Source organism: Thalassospira lucentensis, assembly GCF_050516545.1.
Classification (GTDB): Bacteria; Pseudomonadota; Alphaproteobacteria; order Rhodospirillales; family Thalassospiraceae; genus Thalassospira; species Thalassospira lucentensis_C.
On record NZ_CP191544.1, the window covers coordinates 1,915,001 to 1,936,803 of the forward strand.

Annotated in this window: 16 protein-coding genes and 1 rRNA gene (1 of these 17 cut by a window edge); 10 read left to right on the forward strand and 7 right to left on the reverse strand. The window is 52.6% G+C overall.

Features of this window, described 5'->3' with window-relative positions:
• A 16S ribosomal RNA gene (locus ACQ0MK_RS08905) occupies positions 1-72 on the reverse strand; it reaches 1,428 nt to the left of the window's first position.
• An 802-nt stretch (positions 73-874) separates the two neighbouring features.
• Here ACQ0MK_RS08905 and ACQ0MK_RS08910 point away from each other — a divergent pair.
• Positions 875-1,318 carry a hypothetical protein gene (locus ACQ0MK_RS08910; protein WP_350047356.1) on the forward strand — a complete coding sequence of 148 codons (444 nt, stop codon included), beginning with the start codon at positions 875-877 and terminating at the stop codon, positions 1,316-1,318.
• An 86-nt stretch (positions 1,319-1,404) separates the two neighbouring features.
• Here ACQ0MK_RS08910 and upp read toward each other — a convergent pair whose 3' ends face one another.
• A complete protein-coding gene (gene upp, locus ACQ0MK_RS08915; RefSeq protein ID WP_350043523.1) occupies positions 1,405-2,055 on the reverse strand; it encodes a uracil phosphoribosyltransferase in 651 nt (216 codons plus the stop codon).
• Between the two features lie 290 nt (positions 2,056-2,345).
• On the reverse strand, positions 2,346-3,440 hold the full coding sequence (locus ACQ0MK_RS08920) for an SPOR domain-containing protein (protein ID WP_430475710.1): 1,095 nt from the start codon (positions 3,438-3,440) through the stop codon (positions 2,346-2,348).
• A gap of 730 nt (positions 3,441-4,170) precedes the next feature.
• On the opposite strand from ACQ0MK_RS08920, the gene ACQ0MK_RS08925 reads away from it, so the two are divergent.
• Positions 4,171-6,471: a methyl-accepting chemotaxis protein gene (locus ACQ0MK_RS08925; protein ID WP_430475711.1), complete on the forward strand. Its 2,301-nt coding sequence runs from the start codon at positions 4,171-4,173 to the stop codon at positions 6,469-6,471.
• Positions 6,472-6,565: 94 nt separating this feature from the next.
• Here the strand turns inward: ACQ0MK_RS08925 and pepN are convergent, their stop codons facing one another.
• A complete protein-coding gene (gene pepN / locus ACQ0MK_RS08930) occupies positions 6,566-9,205 on the reverse strand; it encodes an aminopeptidase N (RefSeq protein WP_430475712.1) in 2,640 nt (879 codons plus the stop codon).
• Between the two features lie 428 nt (positions 9,206-9,633).
• Between pepN and ACQ0MK_RS08935 the strand changes: the two genes are divergently transcribed.
• Together ACQ0MK_RS08935 and ACQ0MK_RS08940 are read left to right on the forward strand one after the other, a co-directional pair.
• Entirely contained in the window at positions 9,634-10,305 is a 672-nt protein-coding gene (locus ACQ0MK_RS08935) for a response regulator (RefSeq protein WP_430475713.1), read from the forward strand.
• Positions 10,306-10,475: 170 nt separating this feature from the next.
• Positions 10,476-11,243 (forward strand): outer membrane protein, encoded by a 768-nt coding sequence (locus ACQ0MK_RS08940; protein ID WP_430475714.1) that lies wholly within the window; start codon positions 10,476-10,478, stop codon positions 11,241-11,243.
• A 173-nt stretch (positions 11,244-11,416) separates the two neighbouring features.
• Here the strand turns inward: ACQ0MK_RS08940 and ACQ0MK_RS08945 are convergent, their stop codons facing one another.
• Positions 11,417-11,995 carry a TetR/AcrR family transcriptional regulator gene (locus tag ACQ0MK_RS08945; protein WP_430475715.1) on the reverse strand — a complete coding sequence of 193 codons (579 nt, stop codon included), beginning with the start codon at positions 11,993-11,995 and terminating at the stop codon, positions 11,417-11,419.
• 109 nt (positions 11,996-12,104) lie between these two features.
• Between ACQ0MK_RS08945 and ACQ0MK_RS08950 the strand changes: the two genes are divergently transcribed.
• The 6 genes from ACQ0MK_RS08950 to ACQ0MK_RS08975 all read left to right on the forward strand — a co-directional run bounded on the left by ACQ0MK_RS08950 (position 12,105) and on the right by ACQ0MK_RS08975 (position 16,753).
• Complete coding sequence (locus ACQ0MK_RS08950) at positions 12,105-12,911, forward strand: YdhR family protein (RefSeq protein WP_430475716.1); 807 nt, start codon at positions 12,105-12,107, stop codon at positions 12,909-12,911.
• A 231-nt stretch (positions 12,912-13,142) separates the two neighbouring features.
• Positions 13,143-14,354 (forward strand): AI-2E family transporter, encoded by a 1,212-nt coding sequence (locus tag ACQ0MK_RS08955; RefSeq protein WP_430475717.1) that lies wholly within the window; start codon positions 13,143-13,145, stop codon positions 14,352-14,354.
• A 126-nt stretch (positions 14,355-14,480) separates the two neighbouring features.
• Positions 14,481-15,263 carry an AraC family transcriptional regulator gene (locus tag ACQ0MK_RS08960; protein ID WP_430475718.1) on the forward strand — a complete coding sequence of 261 codons (783 nt, stop codon included), beginning with the start codon at positions 14,481-14,483 and terminating at the stop codon, positions 15,261-15,263.
• Positions 15,264-15,344: 81 nt separating this feature from the next.
• Positions 15,345-15,956 carry a LysE family translocator gene (locus ACQ0MK_RS08965; protein WP_430475719.1) on the forward strand — a complete coding sequence of 204 codons (612 nt, stop codon included), beginning with the start codon at positions 15,345-15,347 and terminating at the stop codon, positions 15,954-15,956.
• Between the two features lie 91 nt (positions 15,957-16,047).
• Positions 16,048-16,350, forward strand: coding sequence for a type II toxin-antitoxin system HigB family toxin (locus tag ACQ0MK_RS08970; protein ID WP_350047365.1), 303 nt, complete (start codon positions 16,048-16,050; stop codon positions 16,348-16,350).
• A 22-nt stretch (positions 16,351-16,372) separates the two neighbouring features.
• Complete coding sequence (locus ACQ0MK_RS08975; RefSeq protein ID WP_430475720.1) at positions 16,373-16,753, forward strand: helix-turn-helix domain-containing protein; 381 nt, start codon at positions 16,373-16,375, stop codon at positions 16,751-16,753.
• 43 nt (positions 16,754-16,796) lie between these two features.
• On the opposite strand, the gene ACQ0MK_RS08980 is transcribed toward ACQ0MK_RS08975, so the two are convergent.
• Positions 16,797-17,717 (reverse strand): DUF2971 domain-containing protein, encoded by a 921-nt coding sequence (locus ACQ0MK_RS08980; protein ID WP_430475721.1) that lies wholly within the window; start codon positions 17,715-17,717, stop codon positions 16,797-16,799.
• Positions 17,718-17,745: 28 nt separating this feature from the next.
• Positions 17,746-21,714 carry a NahK/ErcS family hybrid sensor histidine kinase/response regulator gene (locus ACQ0MK_RS08985; RefSeq protein WP_430475722.1) on the reverse strand — a complete coding sequence of 1,323 codons (3,969 nt, stop codon included), beginning with the start codon at positions 21,712-21,714 and terminating at the stop codon, positions 17,746-17,748.
• Between the last annotated feature and the right edge of the window lie 89 nt (positions 21,715-21,803).

A 21,803-nucleotide genomic window follows, 5' to 3' on the forward strand; every position in this document is an offset into this window, starting at 1 on the left:
TTCTCGTCCGACTTGCATGTGTTAGGCCTGCCGCCAGCGTTCGTTCTGAGCCAGGATCAAACTCTCATGTTCAATCCAAGCTTGTCTCATAGACAAACTCTAAAAATTAACGTCTGCACATTCATTTGGTGGTTACCACAAACCAATCAATCTCAATCAAAGCCAAAGCCTCAATCTTAACCAAAAGGTCCGTCGTCTCCAGGATGCACAGACTTTTGCGCCATAACGCTGCCCGCGCATCCCTTCCTACTGATCAACAATGTCAAAGAACTCTACCGAAACCGTAGCTCCGGAACCTCAAGTCCGCGTCGCCACATCGCAGCGCCGCACCCCGTCGGTGGAGGCGGGTTATAGGGCCCTAATCCAAACCTGTAAATACCTTTTTCCGAAAAAAGTGCATTTAATCCCGTTTTTTACAAAATTCGTTGATTTTCAATAACCTAACCATTTTGCCCCATCCAACCACAACACCCTGACTTCTGCAAATGCCGGACCCTTGGTTGAAAAACCGGGCGGATCGCAGGGGATTAGGGAATTCAGGCCAGCCAGATCACACGTAATTAATCTCGATAAGGTGCAAGTGATTCGGCCCCTGCCCCCGAATATGGGATAATCTGAGATCAGCGAGCGCCCCGACAGAGCCAAGTCTGTAGGCTCAGACCGATGGCTTGGTGCAATGCCGCATGATCGATGCGGACTTATTATATATGTATCCTCCAGACTCTTTATTCATCTGCCCTTCATAGGTACTTGGCGTGGGCAACAAAATGGTGCAAAAGCGAATATGTGAACCTTTCCTTTACATTATCGCCCGATGATAGGGCGAGATATCCATGCCCCCGTATTACAATGGGCATCAGGGGACCGAAGGAAGATGATGAGACTGCGACAATATCTTATATGTGCTGCTGCAATTGCGGGACTTTCACTTGCCGGGTGTTCGGGGACGAACCTGGTGGGCAATACAGGTTCTCCTAATGGCGATGGCAAAGGTGGTCAGCCGGCTCCGGCCTTTACACAGTTTACCGATATTCCAATGCCATCCAATTCGTCACTCGATATGGATAGAAGCATTATCTTCGGTGCGTCCGATGCATGGCATGGACGGCTTGTGCTGAATTCCGGTGGCTCACAGGCGCAGATGTATGATTTTTACGAACGCGAAATGCCAAACTTTGGCTGGAGCAAGGTGACTGTCGTGCGTGCCGATATTTCCGTCATGGTTTATGACCGGGAAAATCGCGTTGCCACCATCAAGCTGAGTGGCGGCTCGTTCGCCGGATCCGTTGTCGATGTGACGGTATCGCCAAAAGGCTGATCCCGATCATCCCGTCAAAACGCAAAAAACAAAAGGGTGCCAAATGGCACCCTTTTTCATGACCAGATTACGCAGTAACGAGCTGTTTAGCGCGTGCCAAATAGTCGATCACCGGCATCGCCCAAGCCCGGAACGATGTAGGCTTTTTCATTAAGCTTCTCATCGAGACCCGCGGTGTAAATCGGAACATCCGGGTGCGCATCCTGGAAGACTTTGACACCTTCCGGGGCAGCAACCAGCGCCATGAAGCGGATATCCTTATCCGCAACGCCATATTTATTGAGCGTATCGATGGCAGCCACCGCCGAATTCCCGGTTGCCAGCATCGGGTCGACAAGGATGAAGGTCCGGCCTTCGACTTCCGGCAGTTTCACCAGATATTCAACCGGCATATGGGTTTCCGGGTCGCGATACAGACCGATGTGACCGATACGGGCGGATGGCATCAATTCAATCAGGCCATCGGCCATGCCAGAACCCGCACGCAGGATTGGCACAACAGCAAGTTTACGGCCCTGAATCATCGGTGCCTTCATCGCACAGATCGGGGTCTGAATGTCTTCATAGCTGACGGGGAGCTCACGGGTGATCTCATAGCCCATCAAAAGCGCAATTTCCTTGAGCAACTGGCGGAAGGTTTTGGTCGATGTATCGACTTTGCGCATGTGGCTCAGCTTATGCTGAATCAGCGGGTGATCAAGAATATGGAGATTGGGGAAATCCGCGTGCGTGCTCATGTTTTGCCAGCCATCCTGTCTTGCGTGACAGCCATCAGGATCCTGAGACTGCCTGTAATTTGCGTATAGGGCCTACCGCCTAAAGCCTTTGCCGAGTGATGGCAAGTAGAATGCCGTAAAGCGGGCGCAAAAACAAACCCGATGACGGTAAAATCGACAATTCCACCGACAGCATCAACCCCGAACCGCACCGTCGCAAAGCAAAACGGGGCAGCGCATCCCTGCACCGCCCCGTCCTAGGTCATATATTCAGATCGTTCCCTCACACACCAAAGTGCAAAGAGCTGCAATCAGTTCACTTCGCGGTCATTGGGTTCTGCGCGAACGGTAAAGCCATCAAGGGCGTGGTCTTTTTTAATCTTGGCAGCACCATCGCGGGCCTGTTCCGAGGTGGCGTATTTTCCGATACGGACATAATACCAAGCTGTTTCGTCTTCAGGACCCCGGATCACGACAGCAACCTGAAGGCCTTTTTTGCGCAATTCTTCGGCCCGCTGGCTGGCATTTTCATGGACCTTGAAGGCGCCGACCTGAACAGAAAACGGAGTATCGGCCGAAGACGTGCTGTCCGTAACGGTTTCAGCCGCCGACGGTTTGGGTGCTTCGACAGCTTTTGCCACTGTTTCGGTCTTCTCGGGCTCAGCCGCCTTTGGCTCGTCCGCTTCGGGAGCCTCCGTTAATTCTGCCACCTCAGAAGGCTCCGCCGTGGCAGGTTCGTCGACTGCCGGTGCGTCCGGTGCTGCAGCTGCATTTGAAGTATCGCGAATTTCCGGTGCAGAGATCGCCGGTTTATCGGTGTTGCCATCGGGTGCTGCCATTTCGCTGGCACCTTCGGCGGGCTCATCAGCCGTTTCCGCAGCAGTATCTTCAGCCGCCTCGACCGCATCATCGCCAAGAGCGGCACTGCGCTGGGCAATCAGATCGCCAACCGGGTCGGTGCTGGTGTCGCTGATGCCCATTTCAGGTTTTGGCGCGTCTGCTTGTGGCATCGGTTCGGTCATCGCAACCGGTTCTTCCGGTGCGGTTGCCAACATTTCAACCGGGGCCTTTTCCTGTGATGCACTTGGCGACGCATCATTGGAATCCATAAACAGGCCTGCTCCCACCAACATCCCGGCAAAGAACAATACCAGCCCAAGCATGCCTGCGCCCGTTACCAGGCCAAGAAGGGTTTTACGATCCATATCAGCTATCCGTGCATTAAAGTTTTGCCGATCCCGTGAATTCGGGCCACCGCGCCCCGAACCATCATGCCCGTCGCGCCCATATATAAAGGCAGGCAGCGGTGCGTCCTTTTGCGGGGCTTCCGGTTCAGAAGCCTGATCTGGAGACGCTGTTAGATCGGGTTTATTGGTTTGGTCTTCGCCAACCATGAACTTGACCATCCTTCACGACATCATTGCTATTGTCATTTTGTAACCGCCAGCACGTTTATAAAACGCTAAAGCCATTCAATCAGGAACAATGTGTCAAGACGACCGGCAGCAATAATCGCCCCGGTACCCTGTGACAGCCCGCAAAATTGCCGCCGAAGAAGAACCTGCCCGGACACAAGGCAGCATCACGGCAAGATAAAGCAGTTTGGGGTTAGTGGGATCGTCATTGGGAGGATCGGGATAAAAAAAGGGGGACTGGTATGTTTTCCGGCATTGTCCCGCACAATAAACCGGATACCAGTCCCCTCGAGTGAGAGAGATCGACCTTCGGGGAGAGAGAGTCCCGAAGATAAATGGTCAACAGGCACGCCATGTCAGCCTGAAGACCGGTCGCAAACGACGTTGCCGTCTGCGTTTGACAAGGACAGTCATAGAGCATCAAAATTGCAATTGCAAACGATTATCACACACATTCGCATAATTTTTTCAGTTAACTTCAACCCACTGCCCGTCAACCCCGCCCAAACCTTGCTACTTAAGCAAGAACTGCACGAGCAAGACACACGATTATTTTCTGCATTTCCCGCAGGTTTTGGACGAATTCCGCAACTAAAAGATTGTTTTCCGAATTAAGCTCTGTTTGGATCAAGGAAACTACTCTTGAGAAGTAGAGGTGTGCGGGAGCGCAGCGCCGAGACAACTGATAAACAAAAAAACGGTTTGCTCTGGAGTGATACATATGACGGGAGACAAAGCCGCAAAGACGGCTATTTCGGAAGGCGCTGCCAGCCTTCTGACGTTACGGCGGATTTTGCTTGTAACGGGGTTACTGGTTTCAGGTGCGGTTACATGGATGCTTCTTTGGACGGGAGACACCTATCGGAACTTTGCCGTTGAAACACTGAACAATTCCGTCAGCGGAACGGTTAATTTCTTTGTCGGATCGCGGGTTGCGACCGACTATGGCGATAAAATCACCCCGATTGCCAATGAATGGTCGCGGCTTGGCAGTCTGGTTAAAAGTTATCAGGAAAATGACCAGACGCGCATGAAGGCCGAACTCGACATTCTGTCGAATGCGCGTGAAGTGGTTCAGGGGGATCTCAACCTGATCGAGGCCGTTGCCTATGATCAGGAATTCAATCAACTTGCCACATCCCAAGCCAATCTGGGTTCAAGCATTACAGACGATCCGGAAATCAAGGCCTATTTGATGGGCCGCGACAAGGGCGAAGCCCGCAAACCGGCAAGCTTTATGTGGTCGACCCCGGATGGTCGTCCGGTCTTTAGCTTGGTCCTGCCCGTTGGCGGGTTTCGTGCTGTTGGTTTTCTGGAAATCATTACCGATCCGCTGCCAACCCTGGCAGGCATTGGTAAGGTTTTGGGGGGCAACTTCCAGATCCTTGATAATTCCGGTGCTGTTCTTTTTGAAAGCCTGGAAGATGGTGCTGCCGAAGAAGGCGGCGTTGCAGTTTCTGAGCCCGATGAAAGTGCCGAAGGCCAAGCCGATGCGGGCACATCCGTAACCGATGCGCCCAAAACACCTGCTGCGGGAACCCATCGTGCTGCCGTTGATGTCACCATCAGCGATGGACGGGGTGGTGTCTGGGCCGAAGCACGATTTGACCGTGACATTTCGGATTTCTATGACCAGACAGATAGTCTGAGAACCCTTTCAATTGAAATTCTGGTTGGCGTGTTGATTGCCGTCTGGATTGCTGGTTGGGTTCTGTTGCGCAGCACGGTGTTTAGAAACCTGCGGGGTTTTGCCCGTGCCATGACATCGATTTCCCAAGGCGACACCAATGTCAATCTGCCAAAGGTTGGCAATGATGAAATCGGGGAAATGAAAAAGGCCCTGATCGCGCTTCGTGAATCCGTGCGTCAGGCCTTGATCTTGCAAAACATGGTTGAAAACACCCCGACCATGACCGCACTGATCTCGCCCGATGGCAAGTTGAGTTACCTTAATGCCAGTGCGCAGGAATATGTCGGCGGAACAGTCGGTTCGGTATCAGAAGACTTCCTGAAACTTGGGGCGGATTTCCAGGCAAAGCTTGCCAATCCGGCCAACCTGCCCTTTAGCGACGTCATCCAGACCGACCGGGATTACCTTGATATTCTGGCAGCCCCGGTACGCGACAAGGACAATGTTTTACTGGGCACCATGTTGGCATGGAATGCGGTCACTGAACGCGAAGAAAGCCGCATTGCCGTATCTGAAATGATGGTCGAGGTTGCCCGTGTGGCGCAATCAGTCACCGAGCAATCCGAAGGTCTGCTGAGCCTTGCCAGTGAATTGACAGGACAGTCGGAAAGTACAGCCGAGCATTCTGGCAGTGCGCTGGATGTTTCGCGAGAAGCCGCGTCAAACACCCAGAACGTTGCCACCGCGGTCGAAGAACTTTCATCCTCGATCGCCGAGATCAACCGTCAGGCATCCGAGGCATCAAGTGTGACCGGACGGGCACAAATGGAGGCCGAAGAAAGTCAGCGCAATATCGGATCGCTTGAAAAGGCAAGCTCCGAGATCGGGTCGATCATTGATCTGATCAACGACATTGCGCATCGCACCAAGCTTCTGTCCCTTAACGCGACAATTGAAGCCGAACGTGCCGGACCACTTGGCAAAGGCTTTGCCGTGGTTGCCAACGAGGTCAAATCGCTTGCCGATCAAACGGCAAGTGCGACGGGCCAGATTGGCGATCTGACTGCAGCTATTCAGCAAGAAGTGCAGAAAGCCGCCCATTCGATCAGCACGGTCGGTGACGTTATTCATCAGGTTAATGACATTCAGTCGACCATCACCCAGTCGGTGGATGAACAGCGTCGTGCGACCAGCGAGATTTCCGAAAATGTTCAGCGTATTGCAGAAGGTGCCGGATCCATGGACCAAATGATCCGGTTCGTGAATGACGGTGCGCAGGGAACCGGGCGTAATGCCCATGACCTGAACACGGCCAGCCACCAGCTTTCGGAGATGGCGCGGAATCTTTCAAATCGCATGCGGGAGTTCAGCGACCGCATGAAATTGACCTGATCAAGCCGATCACAACAATCTGAATACACAAAGGGCGGCATCGATATGATGCCGCCCTTTGACTTTCAAGCCCTCTACACGCTGGTTTTTGAGATCAACTTGCCGCAGATTTCGAGGCGATTTCATACAAGTCGCGCGAGATTTCAGGCTTGGCCAGAATACGGTCCAGTTCTGCCTTCATCATTTTTGCACGGCCCTTATCATATTTCGCCCATTTGCCAAGCGGCGCGCACAGGCGTGCTGCGACCTGCGGGTTGATGTCATCAAGTTCGATCAGACGATCGGTATAGAACGCATAGCCCGATCCATCCCTGGCATGGAAATGACGCGGATTGCCCATGGCAAAGGCCCCGATCAGGGATCGGACTTTATTGGGATTGCGCATGGTAAAGGCCGGATGGCTCATCAAATCTTTGACCCGTGCCAAGGTATCATCACGTGATGACATCGCCTGCAGGGCAAACCATTTATCAAAAACAACACCGTCCTTGGCAAAGCGTTCTTCGAAATCAGCCAGGGCTTCTTCGCGACCAGCATGATCAAGATGATTAAGCACCGACAAAGCCGCCATCTGATCGGTCATGTTATCCGAAGATTTATATTGCTCTGCTGCCAGGTCGGCATATTGGCCCATACCCGTTGCCACCAGATAGCCAAGGGCGGTTGCACGTAGTGCACGTTGGCCCGCAGACAGCGCATCGGGGGTAAAGGCCGCGTTTGACGCGTTCTGATGATAGGTATTGGCGAAATCATCGACCAAACCAAGCCCGATGCGCTTGCGCAAGGCGGTGCGCACCTGATGGATGGCTTCGGGGTTGGCGGGTTTACGCTGTTCAGAGAGGAATTCTTCACCCGGCAGAACAAGGGCATCGGCACGGAACGCCTTATCCAGATCGTTGTTCAAAAGCGTTGCCCGCATGGCAGCGATGAAGGCATCGGCACTTTCGCCCAAGCCATCAAGGGCCATATCCGCATCACCGTTGTTTTCTTCCCATGTGGCAATGGCGGCCAGCATCAGACGCGTTGCATATTTCTGCCCGGCTTCCCAACGGTTAAAGGCGTCCGCATCATTCCCCATCAGAAACAGCAGTTCGTCATCAGGCTGGTCGGTCATGATGTTCACCGGGGCGGAAAAACCACGGTTAAATGACACAACCGGTTTTTCCGACACACCGTCAAAGACGAATTCCTGAGAATCTTTGGTCAACTCGACCGTTTCGGCGACCAGATCAGAACCATCCGCGCCCAAAAGCCCGACTGAAATCGGCATATGAAGGGCATGTTTATCGGGCTGCCCCGGCGTCGGATCGGTTTTCTGCGACACGGTCAGACGGAACTGGTTGGCATCGGCGTCATAGGTTCCCTGCCAGGTCAGTTTTGGCGTGCCTGCCTGTGCATACCAAAGTTTGAGCTGGGTGAAATCCATGTCATTGGCGTCTTCCATGGCCTTGGCAAAGTCATCACAGGTCACGGCCTGCCCGTCATGGCGATCGAAATAAAGATCAATCCCCTTACGATAGCCATCCGGACCGAGCAGCGTATGCATCATCCGGATCAGCTCGGCACCCTTTTCATAGACCGTGGCGGTATAGAAATTGTTGATTTCCATATAGCTGTCCGGGCGTACCGGATGGGCCAGCGGCCCGCCATCTTCGGGGAATTGCGCCGCACGCAAAGCAGCAACATCTTTAATCCGCTGAACCGGGCGGGAGCGCTGATCAGCGGAAAATTCCTGATCGCGGAAAACGGTCAGCCCTTCTTTCAGCGACAGCTGGAACCAGTCGCGACAGGTCACCCGGTTGCCCGACCAGTTGTGGAAATATTCATGCGCAACAATGGATTCGATACGCTCATAATCCGTGTCGGTCGCGGTATCGGGCCTGGCCAACACAAATTTGGCATTAAACACATTCAGGCTTTTGTTTTCCATCGCGCCCATATTGAAGTCCGACACGGCAACGATATTGAACAGATCAAGGTCATATTCCAGACCATAGACCTCTTCATCCCATTTCATCGACCGGATCAGGCTATCCATCGCGTAACCGCAGCGGTCTTCATTGCCATGTTCGACAAAAATACGCAGCGCAACATCGCGGCCCGACATGGTTTTAAAGCTGTCTTCGACAACAGCAAGATCACCTGCCACCAGCGCAAACAGATAGGATGGCTTGGGGAACGGATCTTCCCACACAGCAAAGTGACGCCCGCCGTCAAGATCGCCACTGTCAACCAGGTTGCCGTTTGACAACAAGACAGGGCAGCTTGCCTTATCCGCATTGATCGTAACGCGATAGGTCGCCATGACGTCCGGGCGGTCCTGGAAATAGGTGATGCGCCGGAAACCTTCTGCTTCGCACTGGGTGCAGAACGCGCTTTGCGACACATACAGACCTTCAAGCCGGGTATTGTCGGCGGGCGATATCTGGTTTTCGATTTCGGCGATGAATGTTTCACCCGGTGCGCGAAACCGCAAACCTTCCTGATCAACGCTAAAATCACTTGATGCCAGACGGGTATCGTTCAATGACACGGAAAGAAGTTTCATGTCTTCGCCATGAAGGAAAACTTCGTCGCCCTTTCCCGTCCCGGATTTAGGATTCGCAGCCATAAAAAGCCGTGATTTGACGTTTGTGACATCCCGTTCAAGATCAAAAATCAACTCGACCTTTTCTACAAAAAAGTCAGGTTCTTTATAGTCTTTACGGTGAATCACGTTCGGCTGTTCAGACATTGCTAAGTCCTTTTTCCCTTGGGCTGCGCGGTTTTGGAACGGATTGTATAAAATCGCCAATATTGCAGCGCAGTGTCGTTTGTCAGAACTGAATTTCGGTCATTCATTTAACTGATAGGATAAATTTCATTTTTCCTCAAATGCGGAGTTTACGCCGCCGATTTTAGTGGGCATACTCCCAAACGGTGGCGCGAGGGGGGCCGAAGTTTCACATTTCGTGGGGCGAGAGTGATCTTTGGTTTCCCTCACTCCTTCTGCCAGTTTCCAAAACAAATATAGCACTGTGCAGTCGGACGCAATTCGGGTCGCATCCGAGATAAAACAAATTATCCCAACATTTCTCACCTTAAAAATTTGTGAGTTCCGATTGATCGGGATAGAATAATTGCGACCTGTCAGGGAACATAACTTCCAGGGGGAAATCGCCAATGTCCGAAACGTTCCAGATTCTGATCGCTGATGACCATCCACTTGTTCGTGGCGCGCTTAAGCAGGCATTATCTACAGAACTGGATAACGTGACAGTCTATGAGGCCGGAAGCCTGTTCGAAGCCGTCGAGCAGATCGAAGCCCATAAAGGCGAAATTGACCTTGTCCTGCTTGATCTGCATATGCCGGGCATGAACGGTTTTACCGGGTTATTTACCCTGCGTGCGTCTTATCCCGACCTTCCGGTATCGATTGTATCGGCCAGTCAGGAAATGCCGGTTGTCCGCCGGTCGATTGAATATGGCGCATCGGCATTCGTGCCAAAATCCGCCCCGGTTGATCAGATCGGGCTTGCGGTTAAAACCGTTCTGGATGGTGGCATGTGGATGCCTGATTGGGCCCGCGAAGCCATGGAAAATGGCCCGGCCGATGATGTCGCCACCGGGTTGGCTGAAAAAATCGGCCAGCTTACCCCGCAGCAGCTTCGCGTTTTGAACATGCTGACCGAAGGCAAGCTGAACAAGCAGATTGCTTATGAGCTTGATGTCACCGAAGCAACGGTAAAGGCCCACGTTTCTGCCATCTTGCGTAAGCTTTCAGTCCACAGCCGTACACAGGCCGTGATCATCGCCCGCGAATTGCAGCTTCAGGAACCCGCAATCGAGACGTAACTCGCCCCCTCCCTCGGTGAATCATATCTTCTGCACTTCTGCGCAGTTTTCCCCTGATAACTTCTCAACTACTGACTTGCTTTGATCACTACTGATGTATAAGTATACTTATACATCAAATGCTTATCTGCGTCGAAGCTAGCTAAAACGCCAATTCAGGAGGAATGTAAGTGCGTAGTTCTACAGCGATACTCACCGCCATTTTCACGGCTGCTATCAGCAGCACATCTTTCACAGCTGTTGCTTTCGCCGATGAAACTGCAAATTGGCAGGGAATGTATGGCGGGTTTGCACTTGGTGGCGCATATAGCGCGGCAATGCCTGATTCTCGTGCGCTGGTAAACGATTATTTCGTGGATGATAATACTGGCAGCGATCCAGGTCAGCTTAACCCGCTCCTGAATCAAGATATTGAAGACCTAGATGTCACCGCTGCCGCCCTTTTTGGTTACGACTTCCAATCGGGCAATATCGTGTACGGTTTTGAAGGCGATTTCGGCCTCATGTCCTTTTCCGAAACGGAAGCAATCAATGGTATTTACAACACCAACGCCAATGCGTTTAGCAGCGAATTGAAAGTCGAAAGCGACTTTTCATTTAGCCTGCGTCCAAAGATTGGCTACGCAGTTGATAACTATCTGTTCCATGCGTCTTTTGGGCCGTCCATAAGCCGGTTTAAAACAACCCATAAGTTCCGTGACAATGCAGAAAGCCTGTCATTCAGCGACACAAAGACCGTACTCGGCCTGTCGTCCAGCATTGGTGCAGGATATCAGCTTGATGACGGTTGGGTCCTGCGCGGCGACTATCTGTTCAGCTATTATCCAGGCATTGTAGATGGCTCTGGGTATCTTAACACCGGAAGCAATCCGGATTTCGACTATGACGCTGATTTCATGTCACACAATATCCGCTTTGCATTGATCAAGCGTTTCTGATTATTTGACGACGGATAATCAAATCGGAACGGCGTCCAAATGGGCGCCGTTTTTGTTTTCGAGTACGTCAGATTCTCACCCAGCCGGCATATAACGGTTGAACTTCCCGAACGTTCAACCGTTATATGCATATCGTGAACGTGTCTTTGATCATCTCATCCAATCGGCAGCCCTTAAGCCTTAAGCAAATCCGCCGCCGCGGTTTTAATCGCGTTTGATACGCCATTTACCGCGTCATCGTGCTGCATGGCGCGCGCCATCGTAAGCCCGCCAATCAAGATCCCCAAAAATGCCCATGCCTTGGCAAGTTGCTGATCCTTGGGGAACTGGCTTAGTCCCTTGGCAATCAGGGAGGCGATTGTTTGCATTTTCCGATCATATAAAGTGCGGGTTTCATCATCGGCGCGGGCAATTTCGGGTGACAGGCTGGTCATGGCACAGCCGCACGCCACATCATCGCGATGGGCCCGGCCCAGATAATAGTCGATAAAGGCATCGGTCCAGCCATCGCCATAATCGCGCTGAAAACGCGGCACGCCATCAATGACTTCATCCAAGCCAAGATCAAGGGCGGCCCGAAACGCACCATCCTTTGACCCGAAATGGGCATAGAACGCACCGGATGTTGCATTTGCCGCCTTGGCAATCCCGTCTACCCCGACACCGGCAAAGCCGTTTGCCCGAAAACCGCGGCTTGCAGCATCAAGAATGTTCCGGCGGGTTTCTTCCTTGCGCGTCTGATTTTTGACCATGGGATCCTCAAAATATATCGACCGTTATATTTTTAATTGACAGGACACAAATTGTCGATCATTCATTTATATAACGTACGTTATATTTTTAACTTCCTGGATCACACACATGACAATCGATCCCAACCAAAACCAAACGCTGCCCGCCGCCACCGTCGTCCATCCGGACCGACGGACATTCTTGAAACGTGCCACCACCGGCATCGCACTGGCCGGATCTGCTTTTATCGCACCATCGATTTTGCACCACGCATCCGCATCACAAACAGGAACCACCCCCATGTCACAGAACGCTTTTGTCTATACCGAACTGCAAATTTCCGCCCCGTTCGACCAAGTTCCTTGGCAGGCGATCAATGATACGATCAAAAAGCAGCCCGGGTTCCTTAACAAAACCTGGCTTTCGGGTGTCGGCAACAATTCGGCCGGCGGTATTTATGCCTTTGACACGGTTGAAAATGCGCAAGCATTCGTGACGGGGTATTTCCCGTCCGAAGCCCGCAATTTCGGCGTTGCCCAGACCACCCGCGTGTTTGATGCGGTTGCGACACAAGAAGCCAGTGTCGATATGAATTCGGTGCATTACGGTGCGACCCCGAAAGCAAAACCGGGGGCCTATGTCTATACCGAGGTGCAGCTTCATGTTTTGCCATTTGATAATGGTCCGTGGCGTGATTTTAACCCGGTTTTGAAACAGCAACCGGGTTTGCTGTCGAAAACCTGGCTTAGTGGCCTACATACCGGAACACCGGGCGGTTTTTATGCCTTTGATACGATTGAAAATGCCACGCGCTTTGCCATTGATTACTTCCCGGGCGAGGCAAAGGCGCTTAACGCCGCCTTCTATACCCGCGTCTTTGACGCCGCAATAACCGAAGCCGCCAGTCTTGATATGGCATCACCGTTTTATGCGTGATCCCCTGATACTCGCTTGATCCAAGCTTTGAACTTACCAACCAAGGCGCATCATCTTATCGATGGTGCGCCTTGGGCATTTGGCGCTTGCTGTTTTTGGTAATGTGTCCGCATTGTTCAGCTTAATTTCCATGCGCGTCAACTGCGGAACATCCCCGCATCCCCCACGTTAAAGACAGAATGTCCTTTGCCGTGCAATCTTGCCCGGCAGCGTAAACCGAAAGCAAATTGCATGAGCGACCCAATCGCGCCAGAGGCCACAGACGTGGCGGGTGTGCAGCCAGAAGACAGCCCAGAAACCGAGCTTGAACGTTCGCGCAGTGCGACGGCCAGCTCACGCGCGTTGGTCTATCGCCGGGCGCGCACGATATCGGTGATTGGAACCTTTGGGATTTTAACCCTTGGCTGTTTTTATGTGGCGCAAAGCCTTTTGCTGCCGGTGATTATGGCGTTTTTGCTTTCACTTGTTTTCTCCCCACTCGTACGCACGCTTTCGCGGTTTCACATTCCGCGTAGTCTCACGGCGATTACCATTGTGCTCACACTGAGCGCATCCGTGATTGCCGGTATTTACGGGTTAAGCGGCCCGGTTTCGGGGTGGATAGATCAAGCCCCGCAAATCGAACAACAGTTGCGTCTGCGGCTTGCCGATTTAAGTGAACCGCTTGATAAGCTTCGCGATGCGCAGCAAAAAGTGAGCGAGGCGACCGATCAAAACAATGGCAATGAAGATGTGCAGAAAGTGGTCGTGACCGAACCCAACCTGATCAGTCAGGCTGCCGAAGGTGCGCCCGGTATGCTGACCGGGATCGCGATGGTGCTTGTTTTGTTGCTGTTTATCCTTTCGGCTGGTGATCTGGTCTATGAAAAGCTGGTTCGTGCCCTTCCGACCTTTGGCGACCGGCGTAAGGGGATTCGGATTGCCCATGACGTCGAACGCGAAGTATCGCGCTATCTTGCGACCATATCGGCGATCAATATTGTTCTGGGACTGGTGGTCGGCATTTCGATGGCCGCCCTTGGCATGCCCAATCCGTTTTTGTGGGGGATTGCCGCCGCCGTCCTGAATTATGTGCCGATCCTTGGCGCTTTAACCGGGATTGCCATTGTGGGTATTGTTGCCCTTGTATCCATGCAAACCACCAGCCAGGCCCTTATGGCCCCGGCGGTCTATCTTGCCTGTACCGTGCTTGAAGGTCAGATCATTACCCCTGCCCTTGTCGGCAATCGCATCCGGATCAATTCCATCGCGATTGTTCTTGCCGTCGCGTTCTGGGGATGGATGTGGGGCGTGGTTGGCATTCTGGTTGCCGTGCCGCTTTTGATCGTCACCCGGGTTATTGCCAATCATGTTGAAGGACTTGGCGGTTTGCGTGAATTGTTGGGCCCGCATGTGCATGGCAATGGCAAAAACGTACTGACCCGGCCCAAACGGCAGTCTTGATATTCACAGTCCGCGCGATAGTTGCCATCACACCCCATTGCCAAACCCGCACAACGCTGCCACCTTTGACGCATGTCGGATCAGATCGAAATCATTTCCCATGATTGTGCGGGTGTGGAGGCCATCATGGCCCAGACACGCCATTCCTTTGCCAAACACACCCACGAGGCGTTCGGGATTGGCTATATGCATTCGGGTGCGCAAAAATCCGCATCCGGGCGCGGCATGGTCGAAGCCGGGGCTGGCAACATCATTACGGTCAATCCCCGTGAAGTACATGATGGTCATCCGATTGGTGACGATCCGCGCGGTTGGAACATGCTGTATTTCGAGCCAACCCTGATTGCCGATCTGACATCGGATATGACCAATGGTGCGCATACGCACTATGAATTCACCAATCCGGTGATTGACAGCTCGCCGGTGCGCAACTGCTTCATCACGCTGTTTGATGCCATTGCCAAGGGCAGTGAAAATGCTGCGCGCTTGCGGCGTGAAGAAATGCTGTTTTTGGTGCTTCATCACGCGCAAATCAACGCGGGTGCAGGCGCGCACGGATCAAACCACGACACAGGCAAATCCGTTGCCCATGCCCGGATCAAACGCGCCAAATCATTGATCGATGATTGCCCGAGCATTGCACACGGCCTTCATGATCTTGCCGCCGTGGCGGGATTAAGCCGTTTTCAAACCCTGCGTGATTTCACCCGTGCAACGGGCCTTACCCCGCATGCCTATCTGATCCAGCGGCGCATTGATCTTGCACGCGCCATGATCAAGGGCGGTGCGCGTCTTGCCGATATTGCGCAAGACGCAGGCTTTGCCGATCAAAGCCACCTTAACCGTCACTTTGTCCGCGCCTTTGGCATCACTCCGGGCCGCTATGCCAAGGCCATCAGGACCTGCTAAACATCCTGCAATTCCGTTCAAGAATGCGCTGCTCCTGCCACGTATGTTTCGAGCAACAGCACGCAACTGAACGTACCGGACATGATCACTTTTGATTATCTTCTAACCTCGCTCATCGTCGTCGCCCTGCCCGGAACCGGGGTTATCTATACCCTTGCCATTGGGTTGGGACGCGGACGCAAAGCCAGCATATGGGCCGCCCTTGGCTGCACGCTTGGCATTGTCCCGCATATGGCCGCCAGCATCCTTGGCCTAAGCGCGCTTCTCCACACCAGTGCCATCGCGTTTGAGGCCGTGCGCTATCTCGGCGTAGCGTGGCTGCTTTATATGGCGTGGGGGATGTGGCATGGCACAGGCGCGATGAAAGTCACGGCCAATGGCACCCCGACCGGCATCCTTAAAACCCTCCGCGACGGGATTTTGCTCAACCTGCTTAATCCCAAACTATCCCTGTTCTTCCTCGCCTTCCTGCCGCAATTTGTTAGCGCTAACCCGCCCGACACAACCGGGGAAATGACGGTGCTTGGTTTGATCTTTATGGGGATGACGTTTGGGGTGTTTGCCGTCTACGGGTGTTTTGCTGCAGCCCTTCGACACCGCATTATCGAGCGCCCGAATGTGATGCGATGGTTGGGCAAGGGTTTTGCCGGGGCTTTTATTGCGATGGGCGCCAAACTAGCACTCACAAAATGATAGCCTGGTAAAACGATATTGTTCCATTTTTTGGAACATGATATAGTCCAAAACAATTGAAGACCCAAGCACCACAGTATTAGGGAAATCAATGCGTATCATTGCCCGCAAGGTGCTTGTTGAATTCTGGTCAAAGCATCCCGAAACCGAACAACCGCTCAAGGCATGGTTTGATCGAACCCGAAAAGCGCAATGGCAGAACCATCAAGATGTTTTGAATGTCTTTGGCACCGCCAAAAGCATCAATGCCGAGCGGATCAGGTTCAAGATACATGGCAATGACTATCGGCTCATTGTCGCGTTCCGGTTTGATGTCCAGATCGCCTGGATCAAATTCGTCGGCACCCATGCCGATTACGACAAGATTGATGCCAAATCCGTCGATAAGTTTTAGCGACTTTGGCAGGAGCAAAGAAATGCAAACGACCCATGTACTGAAACCCATCAAGACCGAAGCCGACCATGCCGAAGCCATGGAGCTTATCGAACGTCTTTGGGATGCAAGACCCGGCACAGCAGAGGCCGATCAACTCGAAATTCTTGGCATCCTGATTGATCAGTATGAAGCACAGCAATTCCCGATTTCTGCACCGGATGCGGTTGAAGCCGTGCTGTTTTATATGGAGCAAAATGGGCTGGAACGTGCCGAACTCGGTAAACTGCTTGGCAGTCGTTCACGCGCCTCAGAATTCCTTAATCACAAGGCCAGCTTGTCTCTGACACAAATCAGAAAGCTGAATGAGGTGTGGAATATTCCGGCGGATATACTGATTCAGTCGGTTCGGGAGAGTGCGTAAGGATAGAAAATAAATCTGTCCCCTTTTTTCGGTCCCCTACGAATCATTCAAGTGAATCAATTCGTATTCCGAACTCTTTATCACTTATGACTGCTTTGAAGAACTTCACGCATGGATAATGCTCACATAAGTCACGTATCTTCTTTTGATTTTCTGCAGGAAATTTAGATCCAAAGATGACACCATCCAGTTCATAAGGGCTAAACTGGAAGTCCTCAAATTTGGCATCAGGTTCCCGGCCAAATCCTCCATCAATTCTCCACTCCTGCTGATACTCCCAATCACTAGACTTAGTGGTTACGATCCGCCGAAAGATGTCTTTCGCGGCAATACGTCTTAAGCCAGTAAGAACATCAATCAACGTATCCTCAGAATATAGCACCGGCACTTGCTCGCTATAAAAGACAGGCATAGCGGTACCAAACACACTATCCACATCTGGAGAGGACCTGAAGCGCAAGACTATGCCCGAATGCCCTTGAGCATAAAGCGCCCACATCAAATTGTTATCCGGTCTGATAGTAAGGCAAAGTACTTTTGTTCGCTTGAGCATTCTCGTTATCTCGCGAGAGAATAATTCCTCATGCTTCCGACAGAGATTCATTGTCTCGTCAAATTCCTCACCCAACTCGCGATGCAACTCGTCCCTCGTTATAGAAACACGATCGCGGTAAATTTGGAGAATTTCACCAAGCCGGTTGTCCGGAACGACATCGTTGCCTGAGTTATAAAGCAGCCAAAGACGATCCAGATATTTTTCCTTTAGTTTATCGTACTGCTCCTCCGCAAAAACCTGAAACTTCATTTCCAATGCATCGTCAAGTAACTCTGGGCATGACCACCTCAAAGTTCGATTCTGCAGCACAATCTTCGCTGTGTCGGAAGAAATGTACTTAAAGAAGTGAACCCTCTTGTTATTCCAATATGATGGAACCTTATCCCATTCGGCATCTAAATCTTCCAAATGTCGATCTCCAATTTAGTTCCTCAAATCACTCCGCTGCATCTGAGCCAAGACGATTAAGAGCCCGCGTCATCAGCGCCCGCAGTTTCGCAGGTCGCAGAGGCTTGTTCAGCAACGAGAACCCTTGCTCGCGGATCAAATCAGCGGTTTCGGTGGAGCGGTCGGCGGTGATGATGACGCCCGGCACGTTAACGGCGTGAACATCGCGCAGGCGCGACAGGACTTCAAGGCCGGTTCGGCCGGAATCAAGGTGGTAATCGGCAAGGATGATGTCCGGGGAAAACGGCGATTTTCCTTCTTCGGGCTTGGTCAGAAGGTTTTCGGCGAATGTGCCCGATTGTGCGGTTGCCACGACACATCCCCAGTTATCAAGCATGGCGCGCATGCCATCAAGGATGGTCGGTTCGTTATCAATGCACAGCACCCGTAATCCGCCCAACTCGCCCGCCATACGGCGTTTGGGTTTCAGCGTGCTTTGCGTATCGGCAATGCCAAGCGGGACTTCGACGGAAAAGACCGTGCCGCGACCGGGGCGCGATCGAACCGTGACCGGATGGCCAAGCGATTTACCCAGACGATCAACGATGGCAAGGCCAAGGCCGAGCCCCTTTACATCGGTGGTTTCCGGGCCTTCCAGGCGATGGAATTCGCGGAAGATGATTTTCAGTTTGTCTTCGGGAATGCCCGGCCCGCTATCCCAGACTTCGATATTAAGCTTGTCGCCGCGCACACGGCAGCCGACCACCGCCCCGCCCGTTCGGGTATAGCGCATCGCATTGGAAATGAAGTTTTGCAGGATACGGCGCAACAAGCGCGAATCACTATGAACCCACAGATCGCGCTTATGGACCTTGAAACTAAGATTGGCATTTTCGGCAATCGGGCCAAATTCGGTTTCAAGCGCGCCCAGCACATCATTGATGGCAAAATCACGAATGGTGGGCTGCATCGCACCGGCATCAAGTTTGCAGATGTCCAACAGCTCGTTCAGGAGTTCTTCGACGCCCTTAAGCGACAGATCAACCTTGCCGACCAGATCCATCACGTCTTCGGCCAAACCGTGTTTGCCGCCAAGGGCGACGGTGAACAGGCGTGCAGCATTAAGCGGTTGCAACAAATCGTGGCTGGCCGCAGCAAAGAAACGGGTTTTGGTATCATTCGCGGTTTCGGCCTGTTCCTTGGCAATTGATAGTTCGGAGTTCAGGACTTCCAGCGCATGGGTTCGTTCCGTCACGCGGGCTTCAAGGCCTTCATTGGCTTCTTTCAGCGCCTGTTCGGCGGTTTTACGTTCGGTAATGTCGTGATAAATGCAGAAATAACCCAGTACTTCGCCGGTTTCATCAAAGTGCGGGATATAGGTGCCTTCGGCATAGCGGCCTTCGCGCACACCAAGCACACCGCGTTCATCATTGCGATTGCGCGTGATCGCCGGGAATTCAATTTCAAAGCTTTGACGATATCCCTTAAGCACCAGATCAATCATCGGCGCGAGATGGACAAAGCGTTCCTCGCCCACAGCTTCGCGCACGGCCATGCCGTGGGCCTCGACCCTTCTCAGGCCAAACATCTTTTCATAAGGACGGTTGGTAAAGCGAAGGCGCTGATTTTTATCGGCATAGGCGATCATCACCGGAATATTATCGGTGTAAATCCGAATGTTGCGTTCGCTTTCGCGAAGGGCTTCTTCGGTGCGCACACGCGCAGTAATATCGGCAATGGTGGCAACAAACCCGCCATCGGGCATGGGGTTGGTACGAATTTCAAGCACCATGCCGTCTGATCTTTTGCGCTCATAGGTATGGGGCAAGCGGCGCATTTGGGGGGCGGTATTGCGGCCCAGCAAGATATCAATATTGACCGCGCGCGTGCCATTGATCCGGCATATTTGCACCAGATCAGACAGCGGCAATGTCACCTGAATGTCGCTTGTGGCAACGCCAAGCAGATCAATAAACCGATGGTTCCAGGTCGCAAGGCGCAAGTTTTGATCAAACACCCCGACCCCTTGCGAAATGTTTTCAAGGGTATTGAGCAAAAGATCGCGGTTGAACTTGATCGCCTCGGATGCTTCGTCGAGAAGTTCCATCGCATCGCGGCGCGACACGGCCTTGTCGGGTAACAACAATGCCATCACCACGCGCGATGATGCCGCCCCGACAGCGCCGGACAACAGATGTTCGGTAAAGTTCGCGGCATCGACATCGGCCAGATCGGATCGCTTGGTCGGGTTTTCGCGGGCTTGCAGGTAATTGCGAAAGGCACGCTGCGCCCAATGTTTGCCAAGGAACCGCGCGGCCAGATCTTCAAGATCACCAAGGGTGACGCGGCCCGGCCACATGTCACTTCTGACCTTGGTGTTTTTGCGCCAGACATCGACAAAGACCTGTGCCTGACGGCGCTGGGTGACACCTTGCACACCCACGGCAGACCCGACAAACATCAAGATAAAGTTCATACCAAGCGACCAGACCACCCCGTGGGTCAGCGTGTCTTCAATCCCGACACCAAGCAAGGCCTGCGGGCGCAAAATGGCAATGCCAAACGGCCCGTCGGTAAGGATGGAGGCCGGAAGCAATTCGCCCTGAACAAATGCCGGTAGCAGAAGGGTATAAACCCACAAGGCAAACCCGGATGTCAGGCCAAGCCGAACCCCGGTGCGATTGATGTTTTTAAGATAGATCGCGGCCAGAACCGCCGGACCAAATTGCGCCATGGCAGCAAAGGACAGCATGCCGATATCGGCCAGCGCATATTTTTCCGACAGAAACCGATAAAACCCGTAGGCGAGAAACAGCAGCACAATGATGGCGGCACGGCGGACTTTGAGCAAAACCTGGCTGACATCGCCCGACATGCGTTTTTGCAGCTTTTCCGACCGCAGCAAAAGCGGCATGACCAGATCGTTACAGACCATGGTCGAGACCGCGACACAGGACACAATCACCATCCCGGTACTGGCCGAAAGCCCGCCAACAAACGCCACAACCGCCAACCAGTTCTGCCCACCCAAAAGCGGCAAGGTCAGAACAAATGTATCGGGGTTGACCGTCGGATCATCGCCAAACATGAACAGACCGGCAATGGCAATCGGCACAACAAAGATATTGATTGCAATCAGATAAGCCGGGAACAGCCAGCGCGCACTGACCAGATTACGGCTGTCGTCATTTTCAACAAAGGTGACATGGAACTGGCGCGGCAGGCAGAATATGGCAAAAGCCGCAAGCAAGGTTGCGATAAAGAAATGCGATGTCAGCCATGTATCGGGAATGAACAATTGCCGGACCATCGGATCAGCAAGCGCACGCTTGTTGATATCGGCAAAGCCGTCAAACATGCCATAGACGACAAAGAACCCGACAAGCAAAAGGGCGGCGAGTTTGACCAGGCTTTCAAACGCAACGGCAAGGATCAGGCCATCATGATGTTCGGACGCATGGATATAACGCACCCCGAACAGAATGGCGAAAACCGCCATCAGGATCGTGACATAAAATGCGGTATCCTTGGAAAAATGTTCTGCAGAATGGCGGACAACCTGTTCGCCCAACTCGCCAATCAGAACGTCAAAGGACAGTGACACGGCTTTGAGCTGAAGCGAGATATAAGCCAGCACCCCGACAACCGCGATCAGGGCAACAAGGGCGGCCAGACTTTGGCTTTTGCCATAGCGCGAGCCCAGAAAATCGGCAATTGAGGTGATGTTTTGCTGATGGCAGACGCGGGCGATTTTGGTCATGACGCCAAAACCGACAATCATCACCAAAATCGGACCAATATAAATCGGCAGGAACGCCCAGCCGCGTGTGGCAGCCGTCCCGACTGAGCCAAAGAACGTCCAGCTTGTGCAATAGACCGCCATCGAAAGGGCATAGATTGTTGGCTTAAGCTTTGATCCACGCCATTTTTCGGCATATTTGTCGCCATAATGGGCAATGGCGAACAACAGACCGATATAGGCCATCGCAACAATAAAGATCAGTCCGCCCTGAAGCATTCGCGTATAGCCCTGTCTATAAGCTTTATTCTAGCCGCCAAATCAGGCGGTTACAATTATCTGTTATCGGGGACTATACCACGGCGGAC

Excerpts from the sequence above, each read along its gene's own strand:
- ACQ0MK_RS08920 (WP_430475710.1), bottom strand. The coding sequence starts at position 3,440 with ATGGTCAAGTTCATGGTTGGCGAAGACCAAACCAATAAACCCGATCTA.
- ACQ0MK_RS08925 (WP_430475711.1), top strand. The coding sequence starts at position 4,171 with ATGACGGGAGACAAAGCCGCAAAGACGGCTATTTCGGAAGGCGCTGCC.
- ACQ0MK_RS08955 (WP_430475717.1), top strand. The coding sequence starts at position 13,143 with ATGAGCGACCCAATCGCGCCAGAGGCCACAGACGTGGCGGGTGTGCAG.
- ACQ0MK_RS08975 (WP_430475720.1), top strand. The coding sequence starts at position 16,373 with ATGCAAACGACCCATGTACTGAAACCCATCAAGACCGAAGCCGACCAT.
- ACQ0MK_RS08945 (WP_430475715.1), bottom strand. The coding sequence starts at position 11,995 with ATGGTCAAAAATCAGACGCGCAAGGAAGAAACCCGCCGGAACATTCTT.
- ACQ0MK_RS08960 (WP_430475718.1), top strand. The coding sequence starts at position 14,481 with ATGGCCCAGACACGCCATTCCTTTGCCAAACACACCCACGAGGCGTTC.
- upp (WP_350043523.1), bottom strand. The coding sequence starts at position 2,055 with ATGAGCACGCACGCGGATTTCCCCAATCTCCATATTCTTGATCACCCG.
- ACQ0MK_RS08970 (WP_350047365.1), top strand. The coding sequence starts at position 16,048 with ATGCGTATCATTGCCCGCAAGGTGCTTGTTGAATTCTGGTCAAAGCAT.
- ACQ0MK_RS08950 (WP_430475716.1), top strand. The coding sequence starts at position 12,105 with ATGACAATCGATCCCAACCAAAACCAAACGCTGCCCGCCGCCACCGTC.
- ACQ0MK_RS08935 (WP_430475713.1), top strand. The coding sequence starts at position 9,634 with ATGTCCGAAACGTTCCAGATTCTGATCGCTGATGACCATCCACTTGTT.
- pepN (WP_430475712.1), bottom strand. The coding sequence starts at position 9,205 with ATGTCTGAACAGCCGAACGTGATTCACCGTAAAGACTATAAAGAACCT.
- ACQ0MK_RS08910 (WP_350047356.1), top strand. The coding sequence starts at position 875 with ATGATGAGACTGCGACAATATCTTATATGTGCTGCTGCAATTGCGGGA.
- ACQ0MK_RS08985 (WP_430475722.1), bottom strand. The coding sequence starts at position 21,714 with ATGCTTCAGGGCGGACTGATCTTTATTGTTGCGATGGCCTATATCGGT.
- ACQ0MK_RS08965 (WP_430475719.1), top strand. The coding sequence starts at position 15,345 with ATGATCACTTTTGATTATCTTCTAACCTCGCTCATCGTCGTCGCCCTG.